Source organism: Acinetobacter lwoffii (assembly GCF_019048525.1).
Classification (GTDB): Bacteria; Pseudomonadota; Gammaproteobacteria; order Pseudomonadales; family Moraxellaceae; genus Acinetobacter; species Acinetobacter lwoffii_K.
The window spans coordinates 1,280,520-1,306,443 of record NZ_CP077369.1 but is presented as its reverse complement, the minus strand read 5'-3'; the positions used below and the strand labels follow the sequence as shown (position 1 = coordinate 1,306,443).

Genomic DNA, 25,924 nt, shown 5'->3' with positions numbered 1-25,924 from the left:
GGCTTAGCCACTTTTTAACTGATTTTTATTATTCTGCGACTGATATCACTTATGAAAACGATTTTATTGGTTCCCACTGGGGAAGGCGTAGGCTTAACTTCTGCATGTTTAGGCCTGATTTATGCACTAGAATGCCAAGGGGTAAAAGCTGGTTTCCTGAAACCTTTTGCCCAGGAATTGAATGAAATCGAAGACCGAACCACGGCTTTGTATCGTCATATTTCTCAAAGTGAAACTGTTGAACCCATCCGTTATAGCAAAGTCTTGCAGCAGATCAATCTGGGTGAACAGGATGAATTGCTTGAAGAAGCGGTACGTCTGCATCGTCAAATCGCCAAACAGCATGACCTGATTATTGTCGAAGGTCTGCTGCCAAATACTCAGGACAGTTTTGCCGATGATTTGAATGCTTCACTGGCACAAGCTCTTGATGCCAAAGTTATTGTGGTCAGCAATGCCAATATTCAGCAGCCAAGCCAAACCGCAGACAAAGTTGAACATCAGCTGCGTAATTTTGGTGGCGCTAGCTCTACCCGTCTGGCAGGTATCATGTTAATGCGCACCAAAGGCCTGCCTGAAGAATCTGCGCAGATTCCTGTCACGCTGAATCCAGATTTACGCCTTAAAGCTGAAACCGCCGAATTTATTACAGCTATTCAGCAGACGCATCCGTATATTGGTTCTGAAAAATTGCCAGTGATTGGCTTGGTGCCTTTCAGTAAAACCTTAAGTGTGCCACGCATGTCTGATCTGGCTGCCCATATTTCTGCTTACTGGATTAATGAAGGCGAAGCCAAACAGCGCCGTGTGCAACACAGTAGTCTGATTTCAGCCAATATTGAACATGAACTACATAAGTTTGTAGCTGGCGAATTAATTATTAGTGCCTCTGACCGGATTGATGTATTACTGGCAAGTAGTCTGGCCAGCAGTAATGGGATTCCTTTGGCCGGTCTGGTGCTGACTGAACATCAACAGCCAAATGATCATGTACTGGAATTCTGCCAAGCTGCCATCAAGCAAGGTTTACCGATTTTACATACACCACTCAGCACGTTTGAAACCGCACAAAAACTGGCAAATCTCAGCAATGAAATTCCAGTGGATGATACCGAACGTGCAGATCAGGTGACACGTTTTGTTTCAAGCCATATCAATCCGGAATGGCTGAATCAAATGTTGAATGGTTCTTATAAGCCACGTCTGTCACCTTCCGCTTTCCGTCATGAACTGGTACAGAAATCGATTGCTGCGAAAAAACGTATTGTACTGCCAGAGGGTGATGAACCGCGTACCGTACAGGCTGCGGCCATTTGTCAGTCCCGTGGCATTGCGCAATGTATTTTGCTAGCGAAGCCTGAAGCTGTGCTAGAAGTAGCCAAAGCGCGCGGCATTGAATTGCCTGAAGATCTGGAAATTCTTGACCCGGATTTGGTGCGTGAAAACTATATCGACAAGATGGTGGAGCTGCGTAAAGGCAAGCTCAACGAACTACAGGCCCGTGAACAACTGCAAGATACAGTAGTACTTGGCACCATGATGCTGGCGCTGGATCAGGTTGACGGTTTGGTGTCGGGTGCAGTGCATACCACGGCGAATACGGTACGTCCTGCTTTCCAGCTGATTAAGACTGCTCCGGATTACTCACTGGTATCTTCCGTATTCTTTATGCTGTTGCCAGATGAAGTCTATGTGTATGGTGACTGTGCGATCAATCCGGACCCTGATGCAGAACAGCTGGCCGAAATTGCAATCCAGTCCGCCGATTCTGCCAAAGCCTTTGGTATAGATCCACGCATTGCCATGATTTCCTATTCGACAGGAACTTCGGGTACTGGCGCTGATGTGGAAAAAGTCGCGGAAGCTACACGCATTGCCAAAGAACGTCGTCCTGACCTGTTGATTGATGGGCCATTACAATATGATGCAGCATCGGTGGAAAGCGTGGGGCGCCAAAAGGCACCTGATTCACAAGTGGCTGGACGTGCCAATGTATTTATTTTCCCGGATCTGAATACCGGTAACACGACCTATAAAGCGGTACAACGTGCTGCCAATGTAGTCAGTGTTGGACCAATGCTGCAAGGCTTGAATAAGCCGGTCAATGACCTGTCGCGTGGTGCCTTGGTCGATGACATCGTGTTTACCATTGCCTTAACCGCGATTCAGGCCGAGCAGCAAGAAGCTTAATACTTCTTGAATTTAAGTTTTCCAAACCATCTGATTGAAAAATCAGGTGGTTTTTTTATAAAAAAACACTCATAGCTTCAATAAATTCAGCACGCGATCATTATCTCGTTTTAATAAACAATAAAAATGCCAGTCTTTCGAACTGGCATTTTCAACGGTTACTCATAAAGTCTGTGACATAAAAAATTAAGCTGAAGCAGCCCTGCTTTTCAGTCCACTAACTTTAATTTCTTATAAGGTAGTCCACTCTTTACGTACCTCTTCCGCAGTTTTATTGAGCACGACGCTATCGTCTTTGATTTCACTTACCCAACTCAAGGGAATCAGATGATGCTCATTATTTTCATCATCACTTCTTGTTAATTTAATTGAATCCTGACCTTCTAAATGGTCCACCTTCCCGACTTGAGTACCACATGAAGCAATGACTGAAGCATGTTCTTTAATATCACTTGCATTAAAATTGTTCATTCTACTTGCCTGTTTCTAGAAGTTGAGAGAAACAGTCTAAGCAATAAAAAATGCCGCATGTGTAAGGGTTTTCAGGCTTTGAGTTTTTCTGGGTTAAAAATGTAAATGGTCAACATGGCTTGAGTAAGCTATAGGAAAGATACTTTTTAAATTTGAGTTTTCAAATGTTTTTATAGTTTGATGAACTGGATTTGAAGATTTGAAGATTTGAAGATTTGAAGATTTGAAGATTTGAAGATTTGAAGATAGCTTAATTCTTTGAGATTTTAAAATAGGAGAAAGAAGATAAGCTTAGGCTTGCTCTTCTTTCTGACCATACATCCAAGTTGCAGCGATATATACACAAAAACCAGCTGCCATCAAAATACCTGTAACCATTGTTAGGATCTCCCGTTTCAATAGCTGCATTATGTAAAAGTTTTATGACAGTTATATGACAATCTGGTTTTTTATTAAATTTTAAATAAACAATAAAATTCAAATACTTAATATAAAATCAGAAAAATTATGCGTATTTTTAATTTGAAATATGACACTGAATATGACAACTTGCTGTCATATTTGACCGATTGAATAGCTAAAGTCCTTGCTCAGATTGCTTAAACTATAAACTTTCGGCCAATGCTCGCCCAAAATGCCCACAACCCGATTCTTTTGTCTTATAATTTAGCCCGCTAGCTATCAGCCCGCTCAAGAGATATTTGTATGACAACTATTATCAAGCAAGATGACTTGATCACATCAGTTAAAGATGCGCTTCAGTTCATTTCTTACTATCACCCACAAGACTTTATCCAAGCGATGAGCCGTGCGTATGATCGTGAAGAGAACAAAGCTGCTAAAGATGCGATCGCACAAATCTTAATTAACTCACGCATGTGTGCAGAAGGCCACCGCCCAATCTGTCAAGATACCGGTATCGTCAACGTATTTGTTGAAGTGGGCATGGACGTTAAATTCGATTTAACCATGAGCCTGGATGATGCAATCAATGAAGGCGTACGTCAGGGTTATTTAGAAAACTCGAACGTGCTTCGCGCATCAGTTCTGGCTGATCCTGCATTTGGTCGTAAGAACACCAAAGACAACACTCCTGCCGTGATTTACCACAAGCTTGTGCCTGGTAATAAAGTAGATATCACTGTGGCAGCCAAAGGTGGCGGTTCAGAAAACAAATCTAAACTAGCAATGTTAAACCCATCTGATTCAATCGTGGATTGGGTACTGAAAACTGTTCCAACCATGGGTGCAGGCTGGTGTCCACCAGGTATGCTGGGAATCGGGATCGGTGGTACTGCTGAAAAAGCCATGATGCTTGCCAAAGAAGCATTGATGGAAGAGATCAACATGGACGAATTGCTTCGTCGTGGTCCACAAAGCAAAATGGAAGAGCTTCGTATCGAAATCTTCGAAAAAGTAAATGCTTTGGGTATTGGTGCACAAGGTCTTGGCGGTTTAACCACTGTACTTGATATTAAAATCAAAGATTATCCATGTCATGCTGCAGGTAAACCAGTTGGTATGATCCCGAACTGTGCTGCGACTCGTCATGCACACTTCCAGTTAGATGGTACAGGTGTTGCACATATTCAAGCACCTAAACTTGAAGACTACCCTGCTGTGACTTGGGATTCTTCATCTTCTAAACGTGTTGACCTTGACACGATTACCCAAGAAGAAATGAATAGCTGGAAACCAGGCGATACACTTCTTCTTAACGGTACAATCTATACAGGTCGTGATGCTGCACACAAACGTATGGTCGACATGCTGAACAACGGTGAAGAACTTCCTGTTGATCTGAAAGGCAAGTTTATCTACTACGTTGGCCCTGTTGATCCAGTCGGCGACGAAGTTGTAGGCCCTGCTGGCCCAACAACGGCTACGCGTATGGATAAATTTACGCGTCAAGTTCTTGAAGCAACTGGCATGTTCGGCATGATCGGTAAAGCAGACCGTGGTCCTGCTGCCGTTGAAGCCATTAAAGACAACCAGGCAACTTACCTGATGGCTGTCGGTGGTGCTGCTTACCTCGTGTCTAAAGCTATTCGCGAAGCTAAAGTGGTTGCCTTTGCTGACCTGGGTATGGAAGCAATTTACAAGTTTGTGGTAAAAGATATGCCGGTATCTGTAGCGGTTGATGTGAATGGTACTTCTATTCACGCGACTGCACCTAAAATCTGGCAAGCAAAAATTGGTAAGATTCCAGTAGTTGACGCTGCTGCGGGCTAATTAAATCTGTATAAAAAAGCACCCATTCAGGGTGCTTTTTTATTATATTTTCTCAATAAAATGTCAATTACCAAGTCCGTGGATCCCAAAGTTTAAAAGGTGCTTTTAGCTGTACATCCAATGATGGATCATAAGCAGTCGGTTCAATTTTTTGGGCTTTTTTACGAATCTGGCCAGTTTCCTGATCTTGTGCCACGAAGTTAAAACTGTCTGATTTTAGCTGAGTAAAAGCAATTTCATTCAGACCAACTTTTTCCGGCATCAGCATGAGTGGCCCTGAAACACTCCGGCGTGTACTGATATTCTCTTCATCATATTTAATAAAATAAGACTGTCCCGCTTCGACAGTAAAATCCAGATATTTAGGTTTCTGGAAATGCAGCGCGCCTAGCGGTCGACTGGTACTCAAACGATAGGTCCCTGCAGGCACTTCAATCCAGTAATAATGGTTGTGCAATAAGCTTGGAATATGTTCTTGATTGATAAACAGGCTGGCAGCGACAATTTCCTGACGATTCCATTTAGAATCGGGCCGGTATAAATACACGATGGCGGCTTCATCATGCTGCGGTTTCACCGTCTGAAACTGGTTGCCCTGCTTTTGATTGACCCAACCGCCAATGGTGAACATGCCGATACGATGCTGCTCGACAAAGCCCGGTTTTTTTTCAAGATCGATATTTTTTAAAGTGCTGAGTGGCTGTGTAGGCTCAACGACGGCTTTCTTACCATGACACCCCAGCAATGCCAAACTGCTGATGAGTACAATTGCGACTCCACGCATGCTTATCCCTCACTGCGTCTTTATTCTTTTGTATGCAAGTGCTTTGCGATTTGTTTTTTATAAGTTTTAGGCATCCACGCCTAGTGAATCAGATTAACACCGAGCTTTATTTTTGGAAATAAAAAACGTGCGAAAACACGGAGTTTTCGCACGTTTCGGACGAATAGCAATTAAGCAGATTTGCTATTTACGACCTTTAAATCTATTTTTGTTGCTGTCTCTTGCTGATCATGTGGCTGACGCTCGGCACGGTATTCCGGCTCTGCTTCACCTTTAATCACAGCTTCATTGATGACGACAGTGCCGACATCGCTACGGCTTGGCAAGTCATACATGGTTTCCAGCAATGAATTTTCTAGGATCGAACGTAGACCACGTGCACCTGTATTACGCTCAACTGCTTTCTTAGCCACTGCACGTAATGCCGATTCTTCAAAAACCAGATCCACATCTTCCATATCAAACAGATGTTGATACTGACGGGTTAACGCATTCTTCGGCTCAGTCAGAATCTGCATCAATGCTTCTTCATCCAACTCGTCCAAAGTGGCAATTACTGGCAAACGACCAATAAATTCTGGAATCAAACCAAATTTTACTAGGTCAGTTGCTTCAACTTGACGGAACAAGTCAGACAGCTTCTTGGTTTCATCTTTTTTACGCACTTCTGCAGTAAAGCCGATGCCACCTTTTTCCTGACGCTGCTGTACAATTTTCTCAAGTCCTGAGAATGCACCACCACAGATAAAGAGGATGTTCGAGGTATCAATCTGAATGAATTCCTGCTGTGGATGCTTACGTCCACCTTGTGGCGGAATTGATGCAACCGTGCCTTCAATCATTTTCAATAATGCTTGCTGAACACCTTCACCTGATACATCACGCGTGATGGATGGGTTTTCAGACTTGCGGGTAATCTTGTCGATCTCGTCGATATAGATAATCCCCTTTTGCGCTTTTTCGACATCGTAATCTGCTTTTTGCAAAAGCTTCTGTACGATGTTTTCTACATCTTCACCCACATAACCGGCTTCGGTCAGTGTCGTTGCATCTGCCATGGCAAATGGAACATCCAGAAGACGTGCCAGCGTTTGTGCAAGCAAGGTTTTGCCCGATCCTGTCGGACCAACCAACATAATATTACTTTTTGAAAGCTCGACTGAATCATCAGCTTTCTTGCCATTATTTTGCACTTTCAAGCGCTTGTAATGGTTATAAACCGCAACTGACAAGGTTTTTTTCGCGACGTCCTGACCAATCACATATTGATCCAAGGCCGCACGAATTTCATGCGGTTTCGGCAAAGGACGATTGGCCCAGTCATTGGTTTCCACCTGCTGACTGGTTTGAACCAAATCTAAGCATACGTCCACACATTCGTTACAAATGTATGCGTCCTCGCCTGCAATCAGCTTCCCGACTTCAGACTGCGTTTTACCGCAAAATGAACAATGCTTTTGTCCTTGAGGATGTTCGGACATATTTACTCCACTATCTCAATCTTTAAAACTTATGGACGTTTAGTTAAAACTTCGTCCACAAGACCGTATTCTTTCGCTTGCTGAGCAGTCATAAAGTTGTCACGGTCTGTATCACGTGCAACTTTCTCGTAATCCTGACCGCTGTGTTCAGCCATTAAACGGTTTAAACGTTCTTTAATAAACAGGATTTCACGTGCATGAATTTCAATATCTGAAGCCTGACCACGGAAACCACCCAATGGCTGGTGAATCATGACACGGGCATTTTCAAGGCAATAACGCTTGCCTTTGGTACCGGCATTCAGCAGGAACGCACCCATTGATGCTGCCTGACCCATGCAGTACGTTACGACATCAGGTTTGATAAACTGCATGGTGTCATAAATCGCCATACCCGCAGTTACCGAACCGCCTGGTGAATTGATATATAGATGAATATCTTTATCTGGATTTTCCGCCTCTAAAAACAACATTTGCGCAACGATCAGGTTCGCCATGTTGTCTTCAACTTCGCCCGTCATAAAAATTACACGTTCACGCAAAAGGCGTGAATAAATATCAAAAGAACGCTCACCACGAGAGGATTGTTCTACCACCATTGGCACTAAAGCGTTTTCAATCGTTGGAACATACATACGTTTATTTATTCCTAAATTTTTTGTGACCTAACCCATAATCACAATATGAGGGATAATCACTGAAATTGCAAAAAATTCGCCAACAAATCCATTATATTTTTTGCATTAGTTTTGTGAAAAACAGAAATGCTTTTTTCAGGCATCAATATGAAAAAAAGGCGCATTAAGCGCCTTTTTTATCGAAAGCTAAATTAGCCTTGTTGACGAGCTTGCTGCTCTTTCAATAAGTCTTCATAGCTTACAGTCGCATCAGTTACTTTAGCAGAAGCCAAAATGTAATCAACAACTTGGTCTTCTAGTACAACTGCTTCGATTTGGGCACGTTGTTGCGCATCGTTTTTGAAGTATTCAATTACTTCGTTTGGATCTTCATAAGAAGAAGCCATGTCTTCGATGTACGCTTCAACGCGTGCAGCATCTACTTCAATTTTCGCATCAGCTAAAACACGGCTTACAAGTACGCCAAGTTTTACAGATTTTTCAGCTTGTTCTTTGAACAATTCGTCTGGAAGCATGCTTGAATCAAATGCTTTCGCACCTTGAGCACCAAACTGCTGTGTGAACTGCTGGATCATTTGTTGACGTTGACGGTCAATTTCTTGAGCAAGCATAGCAGCTGGAAGTTCAACTTCGTTTGCAGCTACAAGTGCATCGAAAGTCGCGCCTTTAACCTGGTTGCGAAGGCCATTCTTCACTTCACGTTCCATGTTTTTACGAACGTCAGCTTTTAACTTCTCAACGCCTTCTTCTTCAGATACACCGAAGATTTTCAGGAATTCAGCATCGATTTCTGGAAGTTTTTGCTTTTCAACAAGCTTCACAGTGATTTTGAATTGAGCTTGTTTACCAGCAAGGTTTTCAGCTTGGTAGTCTTCAGGGAAAGTTACATCAATCACTTTCTCTTCGCCTTTCTTCATACCAACGATACCGTCTTCGAAGCCAGGGATCATACGACCAGAACCAAGTACTAGTTTGAAGTCTTCTGCAGAACCGCCTTCAAATTTTTCGCCGTCGATTGAACCTTCAAAATCAAAAGTGACTTGCATGTCTTTTTTAGCCATGCCTTTTGTTTCAGCCCAAGCAGCACGTTGTTTTTGAAGATTTTCAATCATCTTCTCAACGTCTTTGTCATTTACTTCAGCTGCTTTACGCTCAACTTCCAAACCGTCGAATTTCACTTCGATTTCTGGATAAACTTCAACAGTCGCTGTATATACCAGCGCGTCGTCTTTCATTTCAGTTTTTTCGATGTTTGGCATGCCCACAGCATTGATTTTTTCTTGCTGGATCGCTTCGAAAACTGTGTCACGAATAATATCGTTTACTACTTCTTGGTAGATACCCGCGCCGTATTCACGACGAACTACGTTTACAGGCACTTTACCTGGACGGAAGCCGTTGATCTTCGCAGTTTTAGCAGTGCGCTTTAAACGAGCTTCAAATTGCTCATTAATACGGCTCGTCGGTACAGAAACATTTAAACGACGGGCAACGCCCGAAACCGCTTCAGAAGTTACTTGCATGGCTTCCTCTATATATTAGGTTATAACAGGTTTATAAAAATGTGCCACATTATATGACAACATTTAAGGATATACAAAAAATACGCGCGAGTTCCAGTTTTTAAGCCCTTTTTTCACTTGAATTGCTACCTTTCCAGATACCTAGTCAACCCAATTTAAATAGAGAAAATGTATATTTTTATTGCAAATGATAAATACTATCATTAATATCCAGTTTCTTATTTGAGCAACAATACTAATTTATTCTTCGGTTCGGGAATCTGGTCATGCATAGTTTTAGTCTTCGTCCACTTACATTGGCAATTCTTGGGGTTACAGCAACATCTACTTTTGCAGAGACTGTGAACGAGACAGCGACTCCTACAACAACACATCAAATGTCTACGATTGTGGTTTCAGCGGCGGGTTTTGAACAAGATATTAAAAATGCGCCTGCTTCAATTAGTGTAGTAACCGCAGAAGAATTAAAGAAAAAAGGTATTACCAGTATTGCAGATGCGCTCAGTGAAGTACCAGGTGTCGACGTACGAAATGGCCAAGGCAAAACTGGTGGTTTAAATATCCAAATGCGTGGTCTGAATCAATCTTACACTCTTATTTTGATCGATGGTCAGCGTCAGAATACTTCTGGTTCAATTGGTCCAAATGGTTTTGGTGAATTTAGTACAAGCTTTATGCCACCATTAGCTTCTATTGAACGTATTGAAGTCATTCGTGGTCCTATGTCTACCCTTTATGGTTCTGATGCCATGGGCGGTATCATTAATATTATTACCAAGAAAGTTGCATCAGAATGGAATGGTAACGTTTCTGTTGAACAGAATATTCAAGAAAATTCTGATATTGGTAATAACTGGAAAACCAGTGCAGTTGTTAATGGTCCAGTGATTCAAGATAAACTTGGTATACAAGTACGTGGCGAGTTTTTCCACCGCGATCAATCAGATCGACTTGTTACCCCCGCAAAAACTATTGATGAAGGTAGCCAAGGTCGTGACCCACGTACAGTAGAAGCAAATAATTATGCTGTGGGTACAAAACTTACGCTAAATGTAAATGATAATGTCTCTACTTGGGTAGACTTTGATCATGCTAAACAACGTTTTGATAATAGTGATGCCCGTTTAGGTGAACTTTACGAATTCAACCGTACGACAGGTTTACCATCAGGAATTGGTTCATATAAAGACGAGATCAAATTCTTAAGAGATCGTATTTCTGCAGGTGTAGATGCTGAGCTTAGCTTAGGTCAATGGAAAACATTTGCAAACTATGTTTCTTCTGAACAAGAAGGCCGTCGTCTTCCAAAAGGAAATGTACCTGAATACAATTATTATTCAGATGGTACACAAGATCGTATTTTAGAAAATAAAGACCTAACCGTTGATTCTCGTATTATTTCAACACTTGGCAACCATAAACTTACAGCTGGTGTTGAATATAAAGATGGTGAAACCATCGATAACTCAGCAGGTAATGGAGTTGCTTTTAAACAAGATTCTTGGTCTGTGTTCGCTGAGGATGAATGGAATCTAACGGATTCTCTTGCATTCACTTTCGGTGGTCGCTACGAAGACCATAGTGCTTTTGGTGGTCACTTTACACCTCGCGCATATTTAGTTTGGAACACCAATGATCAGTTGATTTTAAAAGGTGGTATAAGTACTGGCTATAAAGTTCCAACAGCGAATGACCTTCATAATGGAATCAATGGTTTTAGCTCACAAGGCCGAAACGTGACTTTGGGCAACCCAGATCTTAAGCCTGAAGAAACCACAAACTATGAACTTGGTTTCGTTTACGACAACTTGTCTAATTTCTCTTTAGCTACCACTGCGTTCTTTACTCAGTTTAAAGATATTATCATCAGTGATGCACGCGTCGTTGAAAACTGTTTATGGGCAGGTCGCCCAACAGGACAAGCACCTGCAAACAACTGCATGACTGTAGGCAGTTTTGATAATCAGCAAAACTTTAGCTTTAAAGGCAATGCAGGCGAAGCTGAAAGCTACGGTGTGGAACTTAGTGCTAAATATGAAATTTCTCCAAGCTTTGATGTAAAAGCAAACTATACTTGGTTAGAGTCTGAAATTACCGAAGGTGAAAATAAAGGTAATCCTATTGAAAATACACCTCGTCACGCTTTGAACTTCACAGGAACTTGGTATGTGAATGATAAGTTCACTACCTGGTTAGAAGCTGAATATAAATCTGACCGTGTACGTTTCATAGATCCTGATTTAAGCGATGTCAATGTAAGTCGTGAAATTGATGCTGTCGGCAATAAGTTAAAAGCCTATGAGCTATTTAATTTAGGTGCATCTTATAAAGTCAACAATCAAGTTACTGTTTCAGGTCGTGTGAATAACTTATTGAACAAAGACTTTGGCGACTATAAGTCATTTATTAATAGTGATAACGAAGTTGAAAATGCTTTCCTATATACTAAAACGACGAGTGGTTTAGCGGGTACTTATATTCCAGACCGTAACTACTGGCTATCTGTTTCATATGACTTCTAATATTTAAGTGAAAGTTATTTAAAACCCTGCCCTGGCAGGGTTTTTTATTATCGCTAGATTAGTACTCCACGAAAAATCCCTAATTTATGTAAGCGTCCGCTGAACACACCTTCTGAATTCATCCTATAAGCCTTAATTTAGTCCCCACTTAGAAACAAGTGGGGACTAAAATTTATGACTACAAATCACCAGACATCCATCGCATCTCTTGCGAAAAAACGAAGAACATACAGTGCTGAATTTAAACAGCAGATCGTTCAGGCTTGTAAAGCACCAGACGTTTCAATTGCTTCAGTCGCTTTGCAACATGGATTGAATACAAATCTTGTATCCAAATGGATTCGCTTAATTGATGCTAAGCCAGGGAATGATCGCTCACCACTACCGAATAAACCTGCATTTATTGCCTTATCTTGCTCTGCACCATTAGATCCTACTCCTACTGACATGTTAAAGGTTCAAATTACTTTACCCCACTCAAAAGCAGAAATTGGCTTGAAATGGCAAGTATCAGAAATATCTGCTTTAGCAGAATTACTCAAGGCACTTGCAACATGATCCGTATCGATGAAATCTGGTTGTCTACCCAGCCCATGGACATGCGTGCGGGTATGGATACGGCCATGGCGCAGATTATGAAATCCTTTGGTTCAATCAAACCGCATTGTGCTTACCTGTTCTGTAATAAACGTGGCCATCGTATGAAAGTACTGGTACATGATGGACTGGGCATCTGGCTGTGTGCCCGGCGGCTGGAACAGGGCAAATTTCACTGGGCTCAAGTTCACCAAGGTGAAACCGTAGCCCTCAGCCCGGAACAGTTACAGGCACTGATCCAGGGTTTGCCCTGGCAGCGCATTGGACGACAGCAGGTGGTGACGATGCTTTAAACCAGACTGTTCCATTCTGCTATTCTCCAAACGTTCTATTTCATTCTTCTCATGACCTCAGGCATACTGCGGTCATGAATACGCTGCCTGACTTAAGCCAACTGACCCATGAACAACTGCTGGAATTCACCAGACAGTTGGCGCTGCAGCATCAGTCTCTAGCACAATCAAACCAGCAATTAGATGCCAGAGTTCAACATCTTGAAGTCACCAATCAGCAATTAGATTCTAAAGTTCAACATCTTTCTATTCTCAATCAAAAATACGAGCATGAACTCGCACTATTTAAACAGCACAAATTCGGCAGTAAAAACGAACATCTCACTGCAAAACAAATCCACCTGTGGGATGAAGCGGTTGAAGAAGATATTGCCGCGGTTGATCTAGAACTGGAACGGCTAAATGCAGATAAAACCGATGCAGTGACACACAAAGCCAAAACCAATAAACCTAAACGTCGACCACTGCCAGATCATCTACACACCATCCGTATTGAGCATGAACCTGCATCAACCCAATGTGCTTGTGGCTGCCAACTCCGTCGTATCGGCGAAGATGTCAGTGAAAAACTGCATTTCAGACCGGCACAGTTCTATAAGGAACAGCATGTGCGTGGTAAATGGGTCTGTGATCAGTGTGACACTCTGACTCAGCAAGCGATGCCCGCCTATGTGATTGATAAAGGTATTGCTTCACCTGAACTGCTCAGCCATGTTTTGGTATCGAAATATGCCGATCATTTGCCGCTGTACCGTCAACGTCTGATCTATCAGCGGGCGGGAATCGAACTTTCTAGATCAACTTTATCTGACTGGATAGGTCGCTGCGGTGTAGAACTGGAACCTCTGGCCAATGCCTTAAAAGAGGTGGTACTACAACAGCAGGTGCTGCATGCAGATGAAACACCGGTCACCATCATGCGGATGGGTGAGAATGATAAAAAACCGAAGAAAGGTTATGTCTGGGCCTATGCCACTACACAGTACAATCCAGTTCAGGCGGTGATCTATGACTTTCAGGATAGTCGTTCAGGCCAGCATGCTGCAGAGTTCTTGAAAGGCTGGCAGGGTTATCTAGTCTGTGATGATTACAGTGGTTATAAAGCACGCTTTAAATCAGGCCAGGTCATTGAGGTGGGCTGCATGGCCCATGCACGTCGTAAATTCCATGAACTGCATGTAACTGGGAAAAGTCAGGTCGCTGAACAGGCATTAGTGCTGATTCAGAAACTGTATGCGATAGAAGCAGAACTCAGGAAAAAGACCGATGGTACAGCGGAAGACCGCCGCGAATACCGACAACAGCATAGTCAACCAGTGATGCAACAACTATATGAATGGCTCAACCAACATCATCTGACAGTGCCATCGAGTTCTCCCACCGCCAAGGCCATCAATTACACTCTGAAGCGTTGGCCAGCTTTAAGCCGCTATCTGGATGATGGCAATCTACCTATTTGCAATAATTGGGTCGAGAATCAGATGCGTCCCTGGGCGTTGGGGCGCAAGAACTGGCTGTTTGCAGGTTCGCTGCGCAGTGGTCAGCGAGCGGCAAACATCATGACGTTAATCCAGTCAGCAAAGCTGAATGGCTTGGATCCGTATGCCTATTTAAGTGATGTGCTGAAAAGGCTGCCGACACATAAAGTGACCCAGATTGAAGAGTTACTGCCACACTGCTGGAAACCTAAATCGAATTAAAAATTGGTATGGGATTCAGCGGACGCTTACTAATTTATGTCCCTTTATAGACATCATTATTCTCAATAAAAATTTAATAATCAGATTAATTTTTCAATATTTATTAAAATCAAAAACTTAAGTAGATATTGTTATATCATTACATTTAAAAACTCATTTAATATTTTCTTAAAGATCATGAATTCCCATGATAAAAAGATAGAAATAAAAACAAGAATCATTATTATTCGCATACATTTTTAGCATTCATTTATTAGGTTTAACATGACCTTCATTAAAACACGTAAAAAAATCGTTTCCTCTGCAATTGTTTCATCTTTATCAATGGTAGCTGCATCTGCGATGGCAGAAGAACAGGTGATCCAGTTAGAGACTATTCATCAAGAAGTCAAAGCTGAACAAGCACCCAGCTTAAAAGTAGATCAATCTGCGAATAGCAAATTTGTTGCGCCTTTACTCGACACCCCCAAGTCAGTTTCAGTGATTTCAAAACAGCTGATTGCCGATACACAAGTGACGACTTTAGCTGATGCACTGCGTACAGTTCCGGGGATTACCTTGGGTGCAGGTGAAGGTGGTAATCCGAATGGTGACCGTCCATTTATTCGCGGTTATAACTCTGAAAGCTCGATGTATGTAGACGGCGTTCGTAATGCCACTTCACAAAACCGTGAAATGTTTGCGGTAGAACAAGTTGAAGTGACCAAAGGTTCTGCTTCTGCCATGGGCGGTGCAGGCACCACTGGCGGTAGCATTAATATGATTTCTAAAGTCGCTAAAGCAGGCGATTTTCTAGAAGGCTCGGTCGCTGGCGGCACTGACAATTACCAACGTATTACTTTAGATGGCAACAAAGATTTTGGTAACGGCATTGCTGCACGTGTTGCCGTCATGGGACATCAAAACGAAAAAGCAGGCCAGAAAGACGGTGCAGAATATAAACGTGCCGGGATTGCACCGAGTATTAGCTTTGGTCTAGACACCTCTACTCGCGCGACTTTAAGTTATTACTACTTAAAAACCGATGACACACCAGATTCAGGTATTCCCTATAACAACCCATTTGGTGCTCCAAGAACTGCAACAGCAACAGCAACAGCAACAGCAACAGCAACAGACTATCGTCCATTAAATGGCAACGGCAAGCCAATTGACGTTAAACAAGGTCAATATTACGGCTGGAAAGATCGTGACTTCCAGAAACAGGAAAATCAGATCGGAACCATCAAATTAGAACATGATTTAACTGATAATCTAACCATTAGCAATACTGCTGTGTATGGCAACTCTAAGAATGATTACCTGTGGACCAATCCAGATGACTCTCAGGGTAACTTTTACAACAAAGCAGGTTTTACAAGTGAATTAACAGGAAATGTCTGGGCGCGTGCCAACTCACGTGTGGCAAATACTGATGCTTTTACCGACCAACTTGCTTTAACCGGTAAATTTAATACCGGTATGCTTAAACATAGTTTTAATCTAGGTGCCGAATATTCAGACCAAGAAACTGACCGTACCCAATACATTATCGATGGTGTTAACGCTACAGGTAATGTACACAATGCCTGTAACGCTGGTGATATTACTTCAGGCTGGTGTACTTCGGTACAAAACCCAAACCGTGGGCCATGGACAGGTACATTAAGTACCAATGGTGCCGACCAGTACAATATTCAAAGCAAATCCAAGTCTGTTTATTTCCTAGATAGTATTGAATTCACCCCTCAGTGGCTTTTAGATTTGGGCGTTCGTTGGGATGACTACTCAACTGAGCAAACCATGACTTATGGTGCACGAAATAATGCGGTTACTGGTGCAAACAATACACCGATTACAGCAAGTGCTGGCGATCAAGTGACGATTAAAAATGATAAAGATTTTATCAACTATCAAGCTGGTCTTACTTTTAAACCGGTTGAAAATGGCAGCATCTATGCAAGTTATGCGACTTCGTCTAATCCAGTCGGTGTAGATGGTGGCGATGGTTCTGAAGGGATTACAGCTGCAATCAATAATCTTAAACCTGAAGAAGTCCGCACTATGGAACTAGGAACCAAATGGGATGTCTTGAATGATAAGCTCAACTTGACTGCAGCTATTTTCCGTACCGAAAAAACCAATACTCGTGCGACCGGAGATGATGGCACCACAAGTAATATTGGTGAAACTCGTGTCGATGGTATTGAGCTTGGTGTAAATGGGAACATCACAGATAAATGGGCAGTTTCTGCAGGTTATACTTATTTAGACAGTGAGTTAGTTGATGGTGGTTATGAAAATATTGGCACTACAGCAGCTCCAATCTACATTTCCAATAGAAGTAATGGTAATCAGGTTCAAAACGTCGCGAAAAACAGTGCAACCCTTTGGACTACTTATGCAGTAACTCCTGCTTTAACCCTAGGTGCTGGTGCCGTCGCAATGGATAAAGTCTATGGTAATGCTACTAATACCAAGTTTGTACCAGGCTATGTTCGCTATGATGCCATGGCACGTTATAACGTGAATAAAAACGTTGATTTGCAATTAAACCTTAATAACCTGTCTGATGAACGCTATTTCACAAAAGCCTATTCATCTCATTATGCGACCGAAGCAGAAGGCCGTAGTGCAGTGTTAGCAGTCAACTTTAAATATTAATTCAATGCAACCGCATAGCCTCCTGATGGGGGCTATGTTATTTTTAAAATACGATTATTCAGGGGTTTCTCGTGCTGCATCATATTCCAAATGTACTGAGCAAAGAACAGGTGCAATATTTCCGTGAGGAGATGAATAAGATTGAGTGGGTCAATGGCAAAGTTACCGCGGGTACACTCTCTGCCACCGTGAAACAGAATCAGCAATTACCTGAAGATCATCCCCTGACCCAGCATTTAAGCACAATCATTCTTGAATCTCTGGGACAGCATGCTTTATTTTTATCAGCTGCAATTCCTCTGGATATTATTCCTCCCCTGTTTAACCGCTATGAAAATAATGAATCTTTCGGCTTTCATGTCGACAATTCGATTCGTCGTATCCGTGGCAGCAATGAACGCCTTAGAACGGATTTATCCTGTACGGTTTTCTTGAGTGAACCTGAAGAATATGTCGGTGGTGAACTGGTGGTCGAAGACACTTATGGTTATCACGAAGTAAAATTGCCTGCCGGCGATATGATTCTGTATCCGTCGACCAGCCTGCATGAAGTCACGCCAATCACTTCCGGTTGTCGAATTGCTTCATTTTTTTGGGTACAAAGCATGATCCGGGATGATGCAGAGCGGCATATGCTGTTTAATCTGGATCAGAGTATTCAAAACCTGAGAATGCAGCTGGGCGATCAGCATGCAGAAGTGATGAAACTGACCAATCTGTATCATAATTTAATGCGTAAATGGGCTGAACTTTAAAAGATGCCCTGACGTCAATGATCTTTGAAAATCATTGGATTTATTTTTTATTAAAATATACTGCCTTATGGCACTATTGAACGTAATAAATAACGCATTATGTCCAAATTGAGAAAATATAAAATACGATATTTAAAATAAGTGAAAATATTTTTCACGACTTAAACTTTATAAGAAAATCTTTATTACCATACGACTAAAATCCATAAAAATAGCAAAAACTTTTCGGGATAAGTGGATTAAACTTTAAATTATAAGTAAGGCATTTAGTACATTTGGTGAAGCTAAACCACCAATATTTAGACCATATTTCAGGTTTGAACCAGACTGTCACTAAAACCCAATGAATAGACAAAATCTATACCGCTGACCCACGCACCGCTTTAACCAAGATTACGGTACCCAAGTTAGCATAAGGAGCTCTCTCATGATGTTGGCTGATCCAAGTAAAAAATACCGTCGCATGTATCAACGTGTGGATTTACCAGACCGTCAATGGCCGAACAATGAAATCAACAAAGCGCCAATCTGGATGAGTACCGACCTGCGTGACGGTAACCAAGCGATCTTTGAGCCAATGAACATGGAGCAGAAATTCAAGATGTTCCAGATGTTGGTGAAAATCGGTTTCAAGCATATTGAAATCGGCTTCCCGTCAGCATCACAAATTGACTTTGACTTTACCCGTAAATTGATTGAAGAAGGTCATATTCCGGATGACGTTTATATCGAGGTCTTGGTTCAGGCACGTGATCATTTGATTCAACGTACCTTTGAATCTTTACAAGGTGCGAAACGTGCCATTGTACATATCTATAATTCTAACTCGCCGACATTCCGCAACAAAGTCTTGAATGTTGATGTTGAAGGTGCAAAACAGTTAGCCATTAATGCTGCACAGAAAGTAAAAGAATATGCCGCAAAACAGCCGGAAACTGAATTCGTATTTCAGTACAGCCCGGAGTGTTTTACTGCAACCGAATTAGAAGTCGCGAAAGATGTCTGCGATGCCGTCACTGAAATCTGGGAAGCATCTCCAGAGAATAAAGTGATCTTGAACTTGCCTGCAACGGTAGAAGTTTCAGGTCCACACATCTATGCCGATCAAATCGAATGGATGCACCGTAACATTCAGCGTCGTGATGGCGTGATCATTTCAGTTCACTGCCACAACGACCGTGGCTGTGGCATTGCCGCTTCTGAATTGGCAATTATGGCTGGTGCTGACCGGGTTGAAGGCTGTGTCTTCGGAAATGGTGAGCGTACCGGTAACGTCGACGTGGCTGCGATTGCCTTGAACATGTATACCCAAGGTGTAGCACCAAACTTGGATTTCTCCAACATCAATGAAATCATTGCGACTGTGGAAGAATGTACTGGTTTACCTGTGCACCCGCGTCATCCTTATGCCGGTGATTTGGTGTTTACTGCATTCTCGGGTTCGCATCAGGATGCCATCAAAAAAGGTTTCGAGTTCCAGAAAAACGAAGAAATCTGGGATATGCCGTACTTGCCAATCGACCCGAAAGATTTAGGCCGTGATTATGACGCCGTGATCCGTGTTAACTCACAATCAGGTAAAGGCGGTATTGCTTACTTGTTAGAATCGAACTACAACGTGATCTTGCCGCGTCGTTTACAGATTGAATTCTCTCAGATCGTACAAAAACGTACCGATGAGCAAGGCACTGAAATCAGCGCGACCGAAATCTGGAAGTTGTTCAAGGAAACCTATGTGGATGCTAAAAACGTTCACTATTCTGCGAAAAACTACAAATTGTCAGATGACAATGGCAATCAGGTGATTGAGCTTGATCTTGAAATTGATGGCCAGTCACGTCGTGTTCGTGGTGAAGGCAATGGTCCAATTTCTGCGATTTTGGATGCACTTCAGTTGCCGATTGACGTGGTGAACTATGAAGAGCGCAGCATCAGTTCAGGTGCTCATGCCAAAGCCTTGGCTTTGATCGAACTTCAAGTGAAAGGTACTGGTAAATCTGCCTTTGGTGCCGGGGTACATGACAACATCGTGACCTCTTCCATCGAAGCAATTATTGCCTCGACCAACCGTCTGATTGATCAGGGTGTTTTAAGCACTGATCAGGTGATTGCTGCTGCGGTCTAAACGGCTGTATTAGAATTAGCAATAATTCATAGCACTAAAATGACTTTAGAAGGATACCGGCAAATGGTATCCTTTTATTATTCATACTAAAGATTTAAGGCGAATCCTCCCCGTGTCTTTTCCAGCTGACTCAGTGGGCATTGTTGTCCCACAAAAGTTCCAATTTGAAGAGCCGTTAGAGCTTGAATGCGGTCGCATCCTCCCACGTTTTGAACTGATGGTTGAAACTTATGGCGAACTCAATGCCGATAAGTCCAATGCCATTCTGATTTGTCATGCCCTTTCCGGTCATCACCATGCTGCTGGCTATCATCATGAAGATGATAAAAAAGCCGGCTGGTGGGATTCATGTATTGGTCCCGGCAAAGCTATTGATACGTCAAAATTCTTTGTGGTTTCACTGAATAATATTGGTGGCTGTAGCGGCTCTACCGGCCCGATCTCGCCAAACCCTGAAAATGACAACCGTCCTTATGGCCCCGATTTTCCATTGGTTACGGTCCGCGATTGGGTCAAAACCCAAGCCCTGCTCTCTGATCGTTTAGGAATTGATACCTGGGATGCCATCATTGGCGGTTCACTGGGTGGCATGCAGGCATTGCAATGGTCAGTGGATTATCCAAACCGTTTAAGAAAATGCGTGATTATTGCCAGCGCGCCAAAGCTTTCAGCACAAAATATTGCCTTTAACGAAGTGGCACGTCAGTCGATTTTGTCAGACCCAGATTTCCATAATGGCCGTTATCTGGAAAATGACAGCTATCCTAAACGTGGCCTGATTCTGGCACGTATGGTCGGCCATATTACCTACCTGTCCGAAGAAGCCATGAAGCAGAAGTTTGGCCGCGATTTGAAATCAGGCAAATTTATGTATGGTTTCGATGTTGAATTTCAGGTCGAAAGCTATTTGCGTTATCAGGGTGAACAGTTCAGCCGTAACTTCGATGCCAATACCTATCTGATCATGACCAAGGCACTGGATTACTTTGATCCGTCGCGTGAATATGAACAGTCGCTCAAAAAAGCCATGGCCAATACCCAGTGCAAGTTCCTGGTGGTGTCATTCACCACTGACTGGCGTTTTACTCCTGCCCGCTCGCAAGAAATCGTGGACGCCTTAATTAGCAACCATAAACCTGTCAGCTATCTGGATATTGATGCCGAACAGGGTCATGACTCTTTCCTGTTCCCGATTCCGCTCTATGTAAAATCTTTGCGTGCATTCCTGGGAGGTGAAGAACACCTGAAAGCAACACCAAAGGAGGCCGTATAATGCGTATCGATCAACAACTCGCTGAAAAGTGGATTAAGCCCGGTTCTAGCGTACTTGATCTCGGTTGTGGCGATGGTGAACTGCTGGCACAAATGAGTAAAAAGCACGATATTCGTGCATACGGATTAGAAATTGATCAGGAAAAGATTGCAATTGCAGTCAGTCGCGGGTTAAATATCATCCAGCAAGACTTAAACCTCGGCTTAAGCCGCTTTGCTGACCAGTCTTTTGACAACGTGGTCATGGCACAAGCTTTGCAAGCTGTAGATGCGCCTGACGTATTATTACGTGATATGGTGCGTGTGGGGAAACAGGCTATTATTACCTTCCCAAACTTTGCCCACTGGAAGACCCGTTCTTTCTTGGCAATCAAAGGGAGAATGCCGGTTTCTGAAGCCTTGCCGTATATGTGGTATAACACCCCGAATATCCACTTATGTACATTTCGTGATTTTGAAGCACTTTGTGCGGAAAATAACATCAAAATTATTAATCGACTCGCTGTGAACGGGAATCAAGAAGATAGTTTGCTGAGCAAGCATCTCCCTAATCTATTTGGTGAAGTCGCAATTTATCGAGTGAGCGCGCTATGAAAAAATTATTATTAAGTACGACGCTACTGGCTGGACTTTTTGGCATGCAAGCCCATGCAGATTATGTTGCACCGAGTCCTTCTGTTGCCAGTCAAGCGGCTCAGTATTCCATTATGGATATCAATAGTCTGACCAAAGCGGCGAAAGCCGGTCAGGCGGGTGCACAGTTTTATCTGGCCACCAAATACCAGTATGGTAAAGACATCCAGAAAGATGAACGTCAGGCCTTTGCTTGGTATAAAGCAGCAGCCGATCAAGGTCTGGCAGTTGCTCAGCTAAATGTCGGCCGTATGCTAGCCGATGGCATTGGTACCAGAAAAGATGAAGCGCTGGCGCGTCAGTATTTTGAAAAAGCGGCCAGCCGTGGCGATAACCGTGCCAGCTTTAACCTGGCAATGATGGAAGAGAAAAAGAAAAACTATATGGGCGCTTACCAGTGGTATGAACTTTCTACCCGTGATGGCATGCTCGACAATAAAGTGATTACACTGTCTGAAGGCAGAAAAACTGCATTGGCGGCGAATTTGACCCAGGAACAGATCCGTCAGGCACGTGATCGCGCAGACCGTTGGATTCAGGCACAATAAGCTAAATGGTATAAATAGCACCTTCGGGTGCTTTTTTATTGCCGCAAATTCTTCATCCATTGCTAAAATAGCGCCATTCTTGATCTAATAATGAGTTTTAACATGGCTGCAACTGACTGGTTATCCCAAGGCACACTGGTATTGGCGAGTAATAACAAAGGTAAAATTGCCGAGTTTGAAAAACTGTTTGCCGAGTTACAACTGCCGGTTGAAGTCGTGGCTCAAGGCAAGCTGAATATCGAAGATGCGATCGAAGATGGCTTAAGCTTTGTAGAAAATGCCATTATTAAGGCTCGACATGCTGCTAAAATTTCCGGAAAACCTGCTATTGCGGATGATTCAGGAATTTGTGTGCCGGTTCTTGGAGGCGCTCCCGGCATTTACTCGGCTCGTTATGCTGGGGAACATGGCAACGATGCCGCCAATAATGAAAAACTGCTGGCCAATCTCAAACCCTTACGCCAAGAAGGTGAAGCGATCGAGGGTATGTTTGTTTGTGTACTGGCACTGGTCCAACATGCCGAAGATCCCTTACCACAAGTCTTTCAGGGTATCTGGCACGGGGAAATTCTGGAAGCTGTGCGTGGTGAAAATGGTTTTGGCTATGACCCGTTGTTCTGGTTACCGGAACTCGGAATTTCCAGTGCAGAAATGAGCAAGGAAGAAAAGAATAAAATCAGTCATCGTGGACAAGCGATGCAGTTTTTTAAGGCGAGTTTGGCGAAGTAAGTTCCGCCTCTCATTACCCCTCTCCCTTTGGGCATAGGTATCTACACATCTATGAGATACCTAATGCCATTGTGGCTATCTCATTGAGTTCATCTATTGAATATTCCGAGAGCAGTTGAAGAGTGTTCAGTAAAATCGAAAGCCCTGCCAATAAGGCAGGTGCACTTTCCAACCTACCTCTTTTCTGCTGCCGACCTGAAAGACGGGTGAGAAATACACGAATTTTCTGATGGTGTTCATCTTCAGAACGCTGGATTCGCCAAGTTAAAACACAAGCCATACAGCTAATCAGTAACCGCCTTAAAATGGCTTCAGGTCTGGTCTGAAGCCATGCTTCAATATCATGACCTGCCTGCTTGAGCAGCTTGAAATAGCATTCAATTGTCCAGCGCCAGTAATACCAGGTCGTCATCTCTACCGTAGTAATCTCTGATGGAACATTGCTGATTAGTGACCATCTTGCGACGGTCTTATCCTGATCATCTTTCACTACGGCAACAATTAATCTGGCTTCAATCGCACTCCCTGGCTGGGGAGCAACCCGTTGGCCTGAATCGTCATTTCTCTTCGGTTTTGCTGCACGTGTTATCCGGATAGCAGTTTCTCCCACATGCAACATATGCCGGTTTCCTTTATAGGCAATCGGCTGGACCTGCTGCGTTTCTACTCGTTCTGCGGCTTCTGCAACTTTGCATGTTTTGCCCTGATGCTCAATTCGATGGCCTTCTTTCGCCCGAATCAGCCATTTAAAACCCTGGCTGCTCATTTCCCTTAGGTGGGCAATGGAGTCACCTTCACGATCAATGATATGAACACATGTTTTCTCAATGGGATATTGTTCAATCACTTTGATTTGTTCGGTAAGTGAATCTAGATGAGATTTGCGCCCAGCAGAGTGTTGACTGAATGTGGAATAGCAGCCTGAGGCATCTGATAGTGTCTGCGCCAGTGGCGCAATAGGTAGTCCCGAGGCTGCATCAACCAGCAGACTGCTTTGCAATTCATAGCCTGAATCATATTGATGGGTTCTTTGCAGGCGCTGAATTTTATGATGGTGTTTCACATACTGTAGCTGAGACCAGTCATGAACAATCAATGCATATTGATGCGGTGATGCCTTGATCTGTTCACATGCAAGATGTTCAATTGGCTGGTTTAACTGACTAAAAGAGATTTTGTCATTATTCAGGAATCGCCAGACCGCTTGTGTGGTTGCGAAACTCGACTTTTGGGCAGAAGCCAGGTCTTTGATTGCCGGAGCAAGTGAAGCAAGAGGGTTCATATTGAGCTTTACAAGGCTGTTATAGCGCTTGACAAGACGCTGATCCAGGCCAGAGATGTTAAATTGAAGAGCATGCTCTTCAATTTAACGCAAAGTTCAGGAATTGTGTAGATACCTATGCCCTTTGGGAGAGGGCTGGGGTGAGGGATTTTTAAAATACACCTCTCCCCTTGCGAAACAGCGTTTCTCATCTCCTAAAAAGAGAAGGAATCTATAGTGTAGGCATCAATACATGCACGACTGCCCCATATAGGGCAATCAAGATCGCACTGGCCAAAGTTCCCGAGGCAATATATTTGGCGGAATGGCCCGTTCCCTGATAATGGGTTTCCAGTGCCACAATATTGGCTGCAGGCGGCAATAAAAAGAACATCAGCATTACCGCATAAGTCAGCATCTGCTGCGGAATAGGTAAATAATAATAAGCGGCAATACACAGCAAAACCGCAAACAGCCCTCTATAAAAAATCAGTTGCAGACTACGCATTAAATCGAAGCGGCTGATCCGCACGTTGCTCAGCCACATTCCCAGCACACACATGCCGCTAAAAGTCACCAACACTTTATTGGCCTGATACAGCATCTCTATCCCGGGTACTTGCTGCCAGTGGCTCAAATCCCAAAATGATAATAGCGCTGCCACCGACAGTGCCACCACAGGTGGTGAGAGCAGTACATTCTTTAAAATATAGCCACTATCTTGTCTGGCTTCACTGACTGCCATCACCGCACAGATATTGCCAAACAAGGAACCACCGATGTACAGGGCAACTACGGTACTGGTTGCTTGCGGGCCAAAGACTGCCAGGGCAAAAGGAATCCCCAGCCATGCCCCGTTTAAATAGCTCAAACATAAAGCACGCAGTTTATTTTTCAAGGTGAAATAAAATAGGGCAAAGAACAGACAGGAACAGAAAAAGCTGAAGGCAATCAGCCACAAACTGCCCTCTTGGTAAAACACCATGTTGTAGATAATCAGTACTGGAATCAGTACTCGGGCCAATAAAGACGCCAAGAGAGGTCGAACTGGTTTTAAATATTGCACCCCCCAATAACCGATCAGAAAAGACAGGAGGGGAAGAATTAAGGCCATGACAATGCTGCTGAGATTTCCATATCAAGCTGTATGCTAGCACAGCTTAGTTTTTCTCAAATGATAGAATTTTTGATCTGAGTGATTCATACCCTGCTACTGTTTCAGCAAACTGTCATCAAAGCGTCACCGCGCTGTCATACAAGCCTGCTGAGATAGGTGCATGAAATATAGAGGATAAAATAATGGCAGGATTATCAATTTGGCATGTGCTGATTTTTGCAATTGTAGTGATTTTATTGTTCGGCACATCGAAACTTAAAAATCTGGGTAAAGACGTCGGCGGCGCGATTAAAGACTTTAAAAAATCAGTCAAAGATGAAGAGGCAGAACAAGCTCAGCTTGCAGAGCCACGCACCATTGATGCTCAGGTCAAAACTCCTGAACATTCGGTTAAAAGTTAAGAGTTCGCT

At 43.1% G+C, this 25,924-nt stretch carries 21 protein-coding genes; 14 read left to right on the top strand and 7 right to left on the bottom strand.

The annotated features are described in order from the left end of the window. The first annotated feature begins 51 nt into the window (after positions 1 to 51). Complete coding sequence (gene pta, locus I6L24_RS06095) at positions 52 to 2,190, top strand: phosphate acetyltransferase (RefSeq protein ID WP_153567011.1); 2,139 nt, start codon at positions 52 to 54, stop codon at positions 2,188 to 2,190. Positions 2,191 to 2,421: 231 nt separating this feature from the next. On the opposite strand, the gene I6L24_RS06090 is transcribed toward pta, so the two are convergent. Continuing rightward, positions 2,422 to 2,661 carry a DUF2171 domain-containing protein gene (locus I6L24_RS06090; RefSeq protein WP_004729548.1) on the bottom strand — a complete coding sequence of 80 codons (240 nt, stop codon included), beginning with the start codon at positions 2,659 to 2,661 and terminating at the stop codon, positions 2,422 to 2,424. Positions 2,662 to 3,366: 705 nt separating this feature from the next. On the opposite strand from I6L24_RS06090, the gene I6L24_RS06085 reads away from it, so the two are divergent. Continuing rightward, on the top strand, positions 3,367 to 4,893 hold the full coding sequence (locus tag I6L24_RS06085; RefSeq protein ID WP_153567012.1) for a fumarate hydratase: 1,527 nt from the start codon (positions 3,367 to 3,369) through the stop codon (positions 4,891 to 4,893). Between the two features lie 67 nt (positions 4,894 to 4,960). On the opposite strand, the gene I6L24_RS06080 is transcribed toward I6L24_RS06085, so the two are convergent. The 4 genes from I6L24_RS06080 to tig all read right to left on the bottom strand — a co-directional run bounded on the left by I6L24_RS06080 (position 4,961) and on the right by tig (position 9,319). Continuing rightward, positions 4,961 to 5,677 carry a DUF2846 domain-containing protein gene (locus I6L24_RS06080; RefSeq protein ID WP_004729543.1) on the bottom strand — a complete coding sequence of 239 codons (717 nt, stop codon included), beginning with the start codon at positions 5,675 to 5,677 and terminating at the stop codon, positions 4,961 to 4,963. A gap of 170 nt (positions 5,678 to 5,847) precedes the next feature. Further along, the gene (clpX, locus tag I6L24_RS06075) at positions 5,848 to 7,158 is read right to left on the bottom strand and encodes an ATP-dependent protease ATP-binding subunit ClpX (RefSeq protein WP_004278407.1); all 1,311 of its coding nucleotides are present in this window, start codon (positions 7,156 to 7,158) and stop codon (positions 5,848 to 5,850) included. A 29-nt stretch (positions 7,159 to 7,187) separates the two neighbouring features. Beyond that, on the bottom strand, positions 7,188 to 7,793 hold the full coding sequence (gene clpP, locus I6L24_RS06070; protein ID WP_004647427.1) for an ATP-dependent Clp endopeptidase proteolytic subunit ClpP: 606 nt from the start codon (positions 7,791 to 7,793) through the stop codon (positions 7,188 to 7,190). Positions 7,794 to 7,987: 194 nt separating this feature from the next. Further along, on the bottom strand, positions 7,988 to 9,319 hold the full coding sequence (tig, locus tag I6L24_RS06065; RefSeq protein WP_004647426.1) for a trigger factor: 1,332 nt from the start codon (positions 9,317 to 9,319) through the stop codon (positions 7,988 to 7,990). A 266-nt stretch (positions 9,320 to 9,585) separates the two neighbouring features. On the opposite strand from tig, the gene I6L24_RS06060 reads away from it, so the two are divergent. The 11 genes from I6L24_RS06060 to rdgB all read left to right on the top strand — a co-directional run bounded on the left by I6L24_RS06060 (position 9,586) and on the right by rdgB (position 23,136). Further along, positions 9,586 to 11,841: a TonB-dependent receptor domain-containing protein gene (locus I6L24_RS06060; RefSeq protein WP_005245956.1), complete on the top strand. Its 2,256-nt coding sequence runs from the start codon at positions 9,586 to 9,588 to the stop codon at positions 11,839 to 11,841. Between the two features lie 174 nt (positions 11,842 to 12,015). After that, positions 12,016 to 12,399 carry an IS66-like element accessory protein TnpA gene (tnpA, locus tag I6L24_RS06055; protein ID WP_004646130.1) on the top strand — a complete coding sequence of 128 codons (384 nt, stop codon included), beginning with the start codon at positions 12,016 to 12,018 and terminating at the stop codon, positions 12,397 to 12,399. Next, a complete protein-coding gene (gene tnpB, locus I6L24_RS06050) occupies positions 12,396 to 12,731 on the top strand; it encodes an IS66 family insertion sequence element accessory protein TnpB (protein WP_004646131.1) in 336 nt (111 codons plus the stop codon). Before tnpA ends, tnpB begins: the two co-directional genes overlap by 4 nt. 74 nt (positions 12,732 to 12,805) lie before the next feature. Continuing rightward, positions 12,806 to 14,431, top strand: coding sequence for an IS66 family transposase (gene tnpC / locus I6L24_RS06045; RefSeq protein ID WP_216986525.1), 1,626 nt, complete (start codon positions 12,806 to 12,808; stop codon positions 14,429 to 14,431). A gap of 264 nt (positions 14,432 to 14,695) precedes the next feature. Further along, positions 14,696 to 17,074, top strand: a complete 2,379-nt coding sequence (locus I6L24_RS06040; RefSeq protein ID WP_216986527.1) for a TonB-dependent receptor — start codon at positions 14,696 to 14,698, stop codon at positions 17,072 to 17,074. Between the two features lie 71 nt (positions 17,075 to 17,145). Beyond that, positions 17,146 to 17,829, top strand: coding sequence for a Fe2+-dependent dioxygenase (locus I6L24_RS06035; RefSeq protein ID WP_216986526.1), 684 nt, complete (start codon positions 17,146 to 17,148; stop codon positions 17,827 to 17,829). Positions 17,830 to 18,256: 427 nt separating this feature from the next. After that, positions 18,257 to 19,954: a 2-isopropylmalate synthase gene (gene leuA / locus I6L24_RS06030; RefSeq protein WP_004278413.1), complete on the top strand. Its 1,698-nt coding sequence runs from the start codon at positions 18,257 to 18,259 to the stop codon at positions 19,952 to 19,954. A 112-nt stretch (positions 19,955 to 20,066) separates the two neighbouring features. Further along, positions 20,067 to 21,227, top strand: coding sequence for a homoserine O-succinyltransferase MetX (gene metX / locus I6L24_RS06025; protein ID WP_180087113.1), 1,161 nt, complete (start codon positions 20,067 to 20,069; stop codon positions 21,225 to 21,227). Then, positions 21,227 to 21,820 carry a methionine biosynthesis protein MetW gene (gene metW, locus I6L24_RS06020; RefSeq protein WP_004278415.1) on the top strand — a complete coding sequence of 198 codons (594 nt, stop codon included), beginning with the start codon at positions 21,227 to 21,229 and terminating at the stop codon, positions 21,818 to 21,820. The genes metX and metW overlap by 1 nt, the downstream gene beginning before the upstream one ends. After that, positions 21,817 to 22,407 (top strand): tetratricopeptide repeat protein, encoded by a 591-nt coding sequence (locus I6L24_RS06015; protein ID WP_004647420.1) that lies wholly within the window; start codon positions 21,817 to 21,819, stop codon positions 22,405 to 22,407. Before metW ends, I6L24_RS06015 begins: the two co-directional genes overlap by 4 nt. A 102-nt stretch (positions 22,408 to 22,509) precedes the next feature. Next, positions 22,510 to 23,136 carry an RdgB/HAM1 family non-canonical purine NTP pyrophosphatase gene (rdgB, locus tag I6L24_RS06010; protein ID WP_005250674.1) on the top strand — a complete coding sequence of 209 codons (627 nt, stop codon included), beginning with the start codon at positions 22,510 to 22,512 and terminating at the stop codon, positions 23,134 to 23,136. A gap of 49 nt (positions 23,137 to 23,185) precedes the next feature. Here the strand turns inward: rdgB and I6L24_RS06005 are convergent, their stop codons facing one another. Together I6L24_RS06005 and I6L24_RS06000 are read right to left on the bottom strand one after the other, a co-directional pair. Further along, on the bottom strand, positions 23,186 to 24,418 hold the full coding sequence (locus tag I6L24_RS06005) for a transposase (protein ID WP_004730312.1): 1,233 nt from the start codon (positions 24,416 to 24,418) through the stop codon (positions 23,186 to 23,188). 211 nt (positions 24,419 to 24,629) lie between these two features. After that, positions 24,630 to 25,511, bottom strand: a complete 882-nt coding sequence (locus tag I6L24_RS06000) for an AEC family transporter (RefSeq protein ID WP_005250672.1) — start codon at positions 25,509 to 25,511, stop codon at positions 24,630 to 24,632. A gap of 185 nt (positions 25,512 to 25,696) precedes the next feature. Between I6L24_RS06000 and tatA the strand changes: the two genes are divergently transcribed. Next, a complete protein-coding gene (gene tatA, locus I6L24_RS05995; RefSeq protein ID WP_005245949.1) occupies positions 25,697 to 25,915 on the top strand; it encodes a Sec-independent protein translocase subunit TatA in 219 nt (72 codons plus the stop codon). Positions 25,916 to 25,924 lie beyond the last annotated feature (9 nt).

Excerpts from the sequence above, each read along its gene's own strand:
- pta (WP_153567011.1), top strand. The coding sequence starts at position 52 with ATGAAAACGATTTTATTGGTTCCCACTGGGGAAGGCGTAGGCTTAACT.
- I6L24_RS06090 (WP_004729548.1), bottom strand. The coding sequence starts at position 2,661 with ATGAACAATTTTAATGCAAGTGATATTAAAGAACATGCTTCAGTCATT.
- I6L24_RS06085 (WP_153567012.1), top strand. The coding sequence starts at position 3,367 with ATGACAACTATTATCAAGCAAGATGACTTGATCACATCAGTTAAAGAT.
- I6L24_RS06080 (WP_004729543.1), bottom strand. The coding sequence starts at position 5,677 with ATGCGTGGAGTCGCAATTGTACTCATCAGCAGTTTGGCATTGCTGGGG.
- clpX (WP_004278407.1), bottom strand. The coding sequence starts at position 7,158 with ATGTCCGAACATCCTCAAGGACAAAAGCATTGTTCATTTTGCGGTAAA.
- clpP (WP_004647427.1), bottom strand. The coding sequence starts at position 7,793 with ATGTATGTTCCAACGATTGAAAACGCTTTAGTGCCAATGGTGGTAGAA.
- tig (WP_004647426.1), bottom strand. The coding sequence starts at position 9,319 with ATGCAAGTAACTTCTGAAGCGGTTTCGGGCGTTGCCCGTCGTTTAAAT.
- I6L24_RS06060 (WP_005245956.1), top strand. The coding sequence starts at position 9,586 with ATGCATAGTTTTAGTCTTCGTCCACTTACATTGGCAATTCTTGGGGTT.
- tnpA (WP_004646130.1), top strand. The coding sequence starts at position 12,016 with ATGACTACAAATCACCAGACATCCATCGCATCTCTTGCGAAAAAACGA.
- tnpB (WP_004646131.1), top strand. The coding sequence starts at position 12,396 with ATGATCCGTATCGATGAAATCTGGTTGTCTACCCAGCCCATGGACATG.
- tnpC (WP_216986525.1), top strand. The coding sequence starts at position 12,806 with ATGAATACGCTGCCTGACTTAAGCCAACTGACCCATGAACAACTGCTG.
- I6L24_RS06040 (WP_216986527.1), top strand. The coding sequence starts at position 14,696 with ATGACCTTCATTAAAACACGTAAAAAAATCGTTTCCTCTGCAATTGTT.
- leuA (WP_004278413.1), top strand. The coding sequence starts at position 18,257 with ATGATGTTGGCTGATCCAAGTAAAAAATACCGTCGCATGTATCAACGT.
- metW (WP_004278415.1), top strand. The coding sequence starts at position 21,227 with ATGCGTATCGATCAACAACTCGCTGAAAAGTGGATTAAGCCCGGTTCT.
- I6L24_RS06015 (WP_004647420.1), top strand. The coding sequence starts at position 21,817 with ATGAAAAAATTATTATTAAGTACGACGCTACTGGCTGGACTTTTTGGC.
- rdgB (WP_005250674.1), top strand. The coding sequence starts at position 22,510 with ATGGCTGCAACTGACTGGTTATCCCAAGGCACACTGGTATTGGCGAGT.
- I6L24_RS06005 (WP_004730312.1), bottom strand. The coding sequence starts at position 24,418 with ATGAACCCTCTTGCTTCACTTGCTCCGGCAATCAAAGACCTGGCTTCT.
- I6L24_RS06000 (WP_005250672.1), bottom strand. The coding sequence starts at position 25,511 with ATGGCCTTAATTCTTCCCCTCCTGTCTTTTCTGATCGGTTATTGGGGG.
- tatA (WP_005245949.1), top strand. The coding sequence starts at position 25,697 with ATGGCAGGATTATCAATTTGGCATGTGCTGATTTTTGCAATTGTAGTG.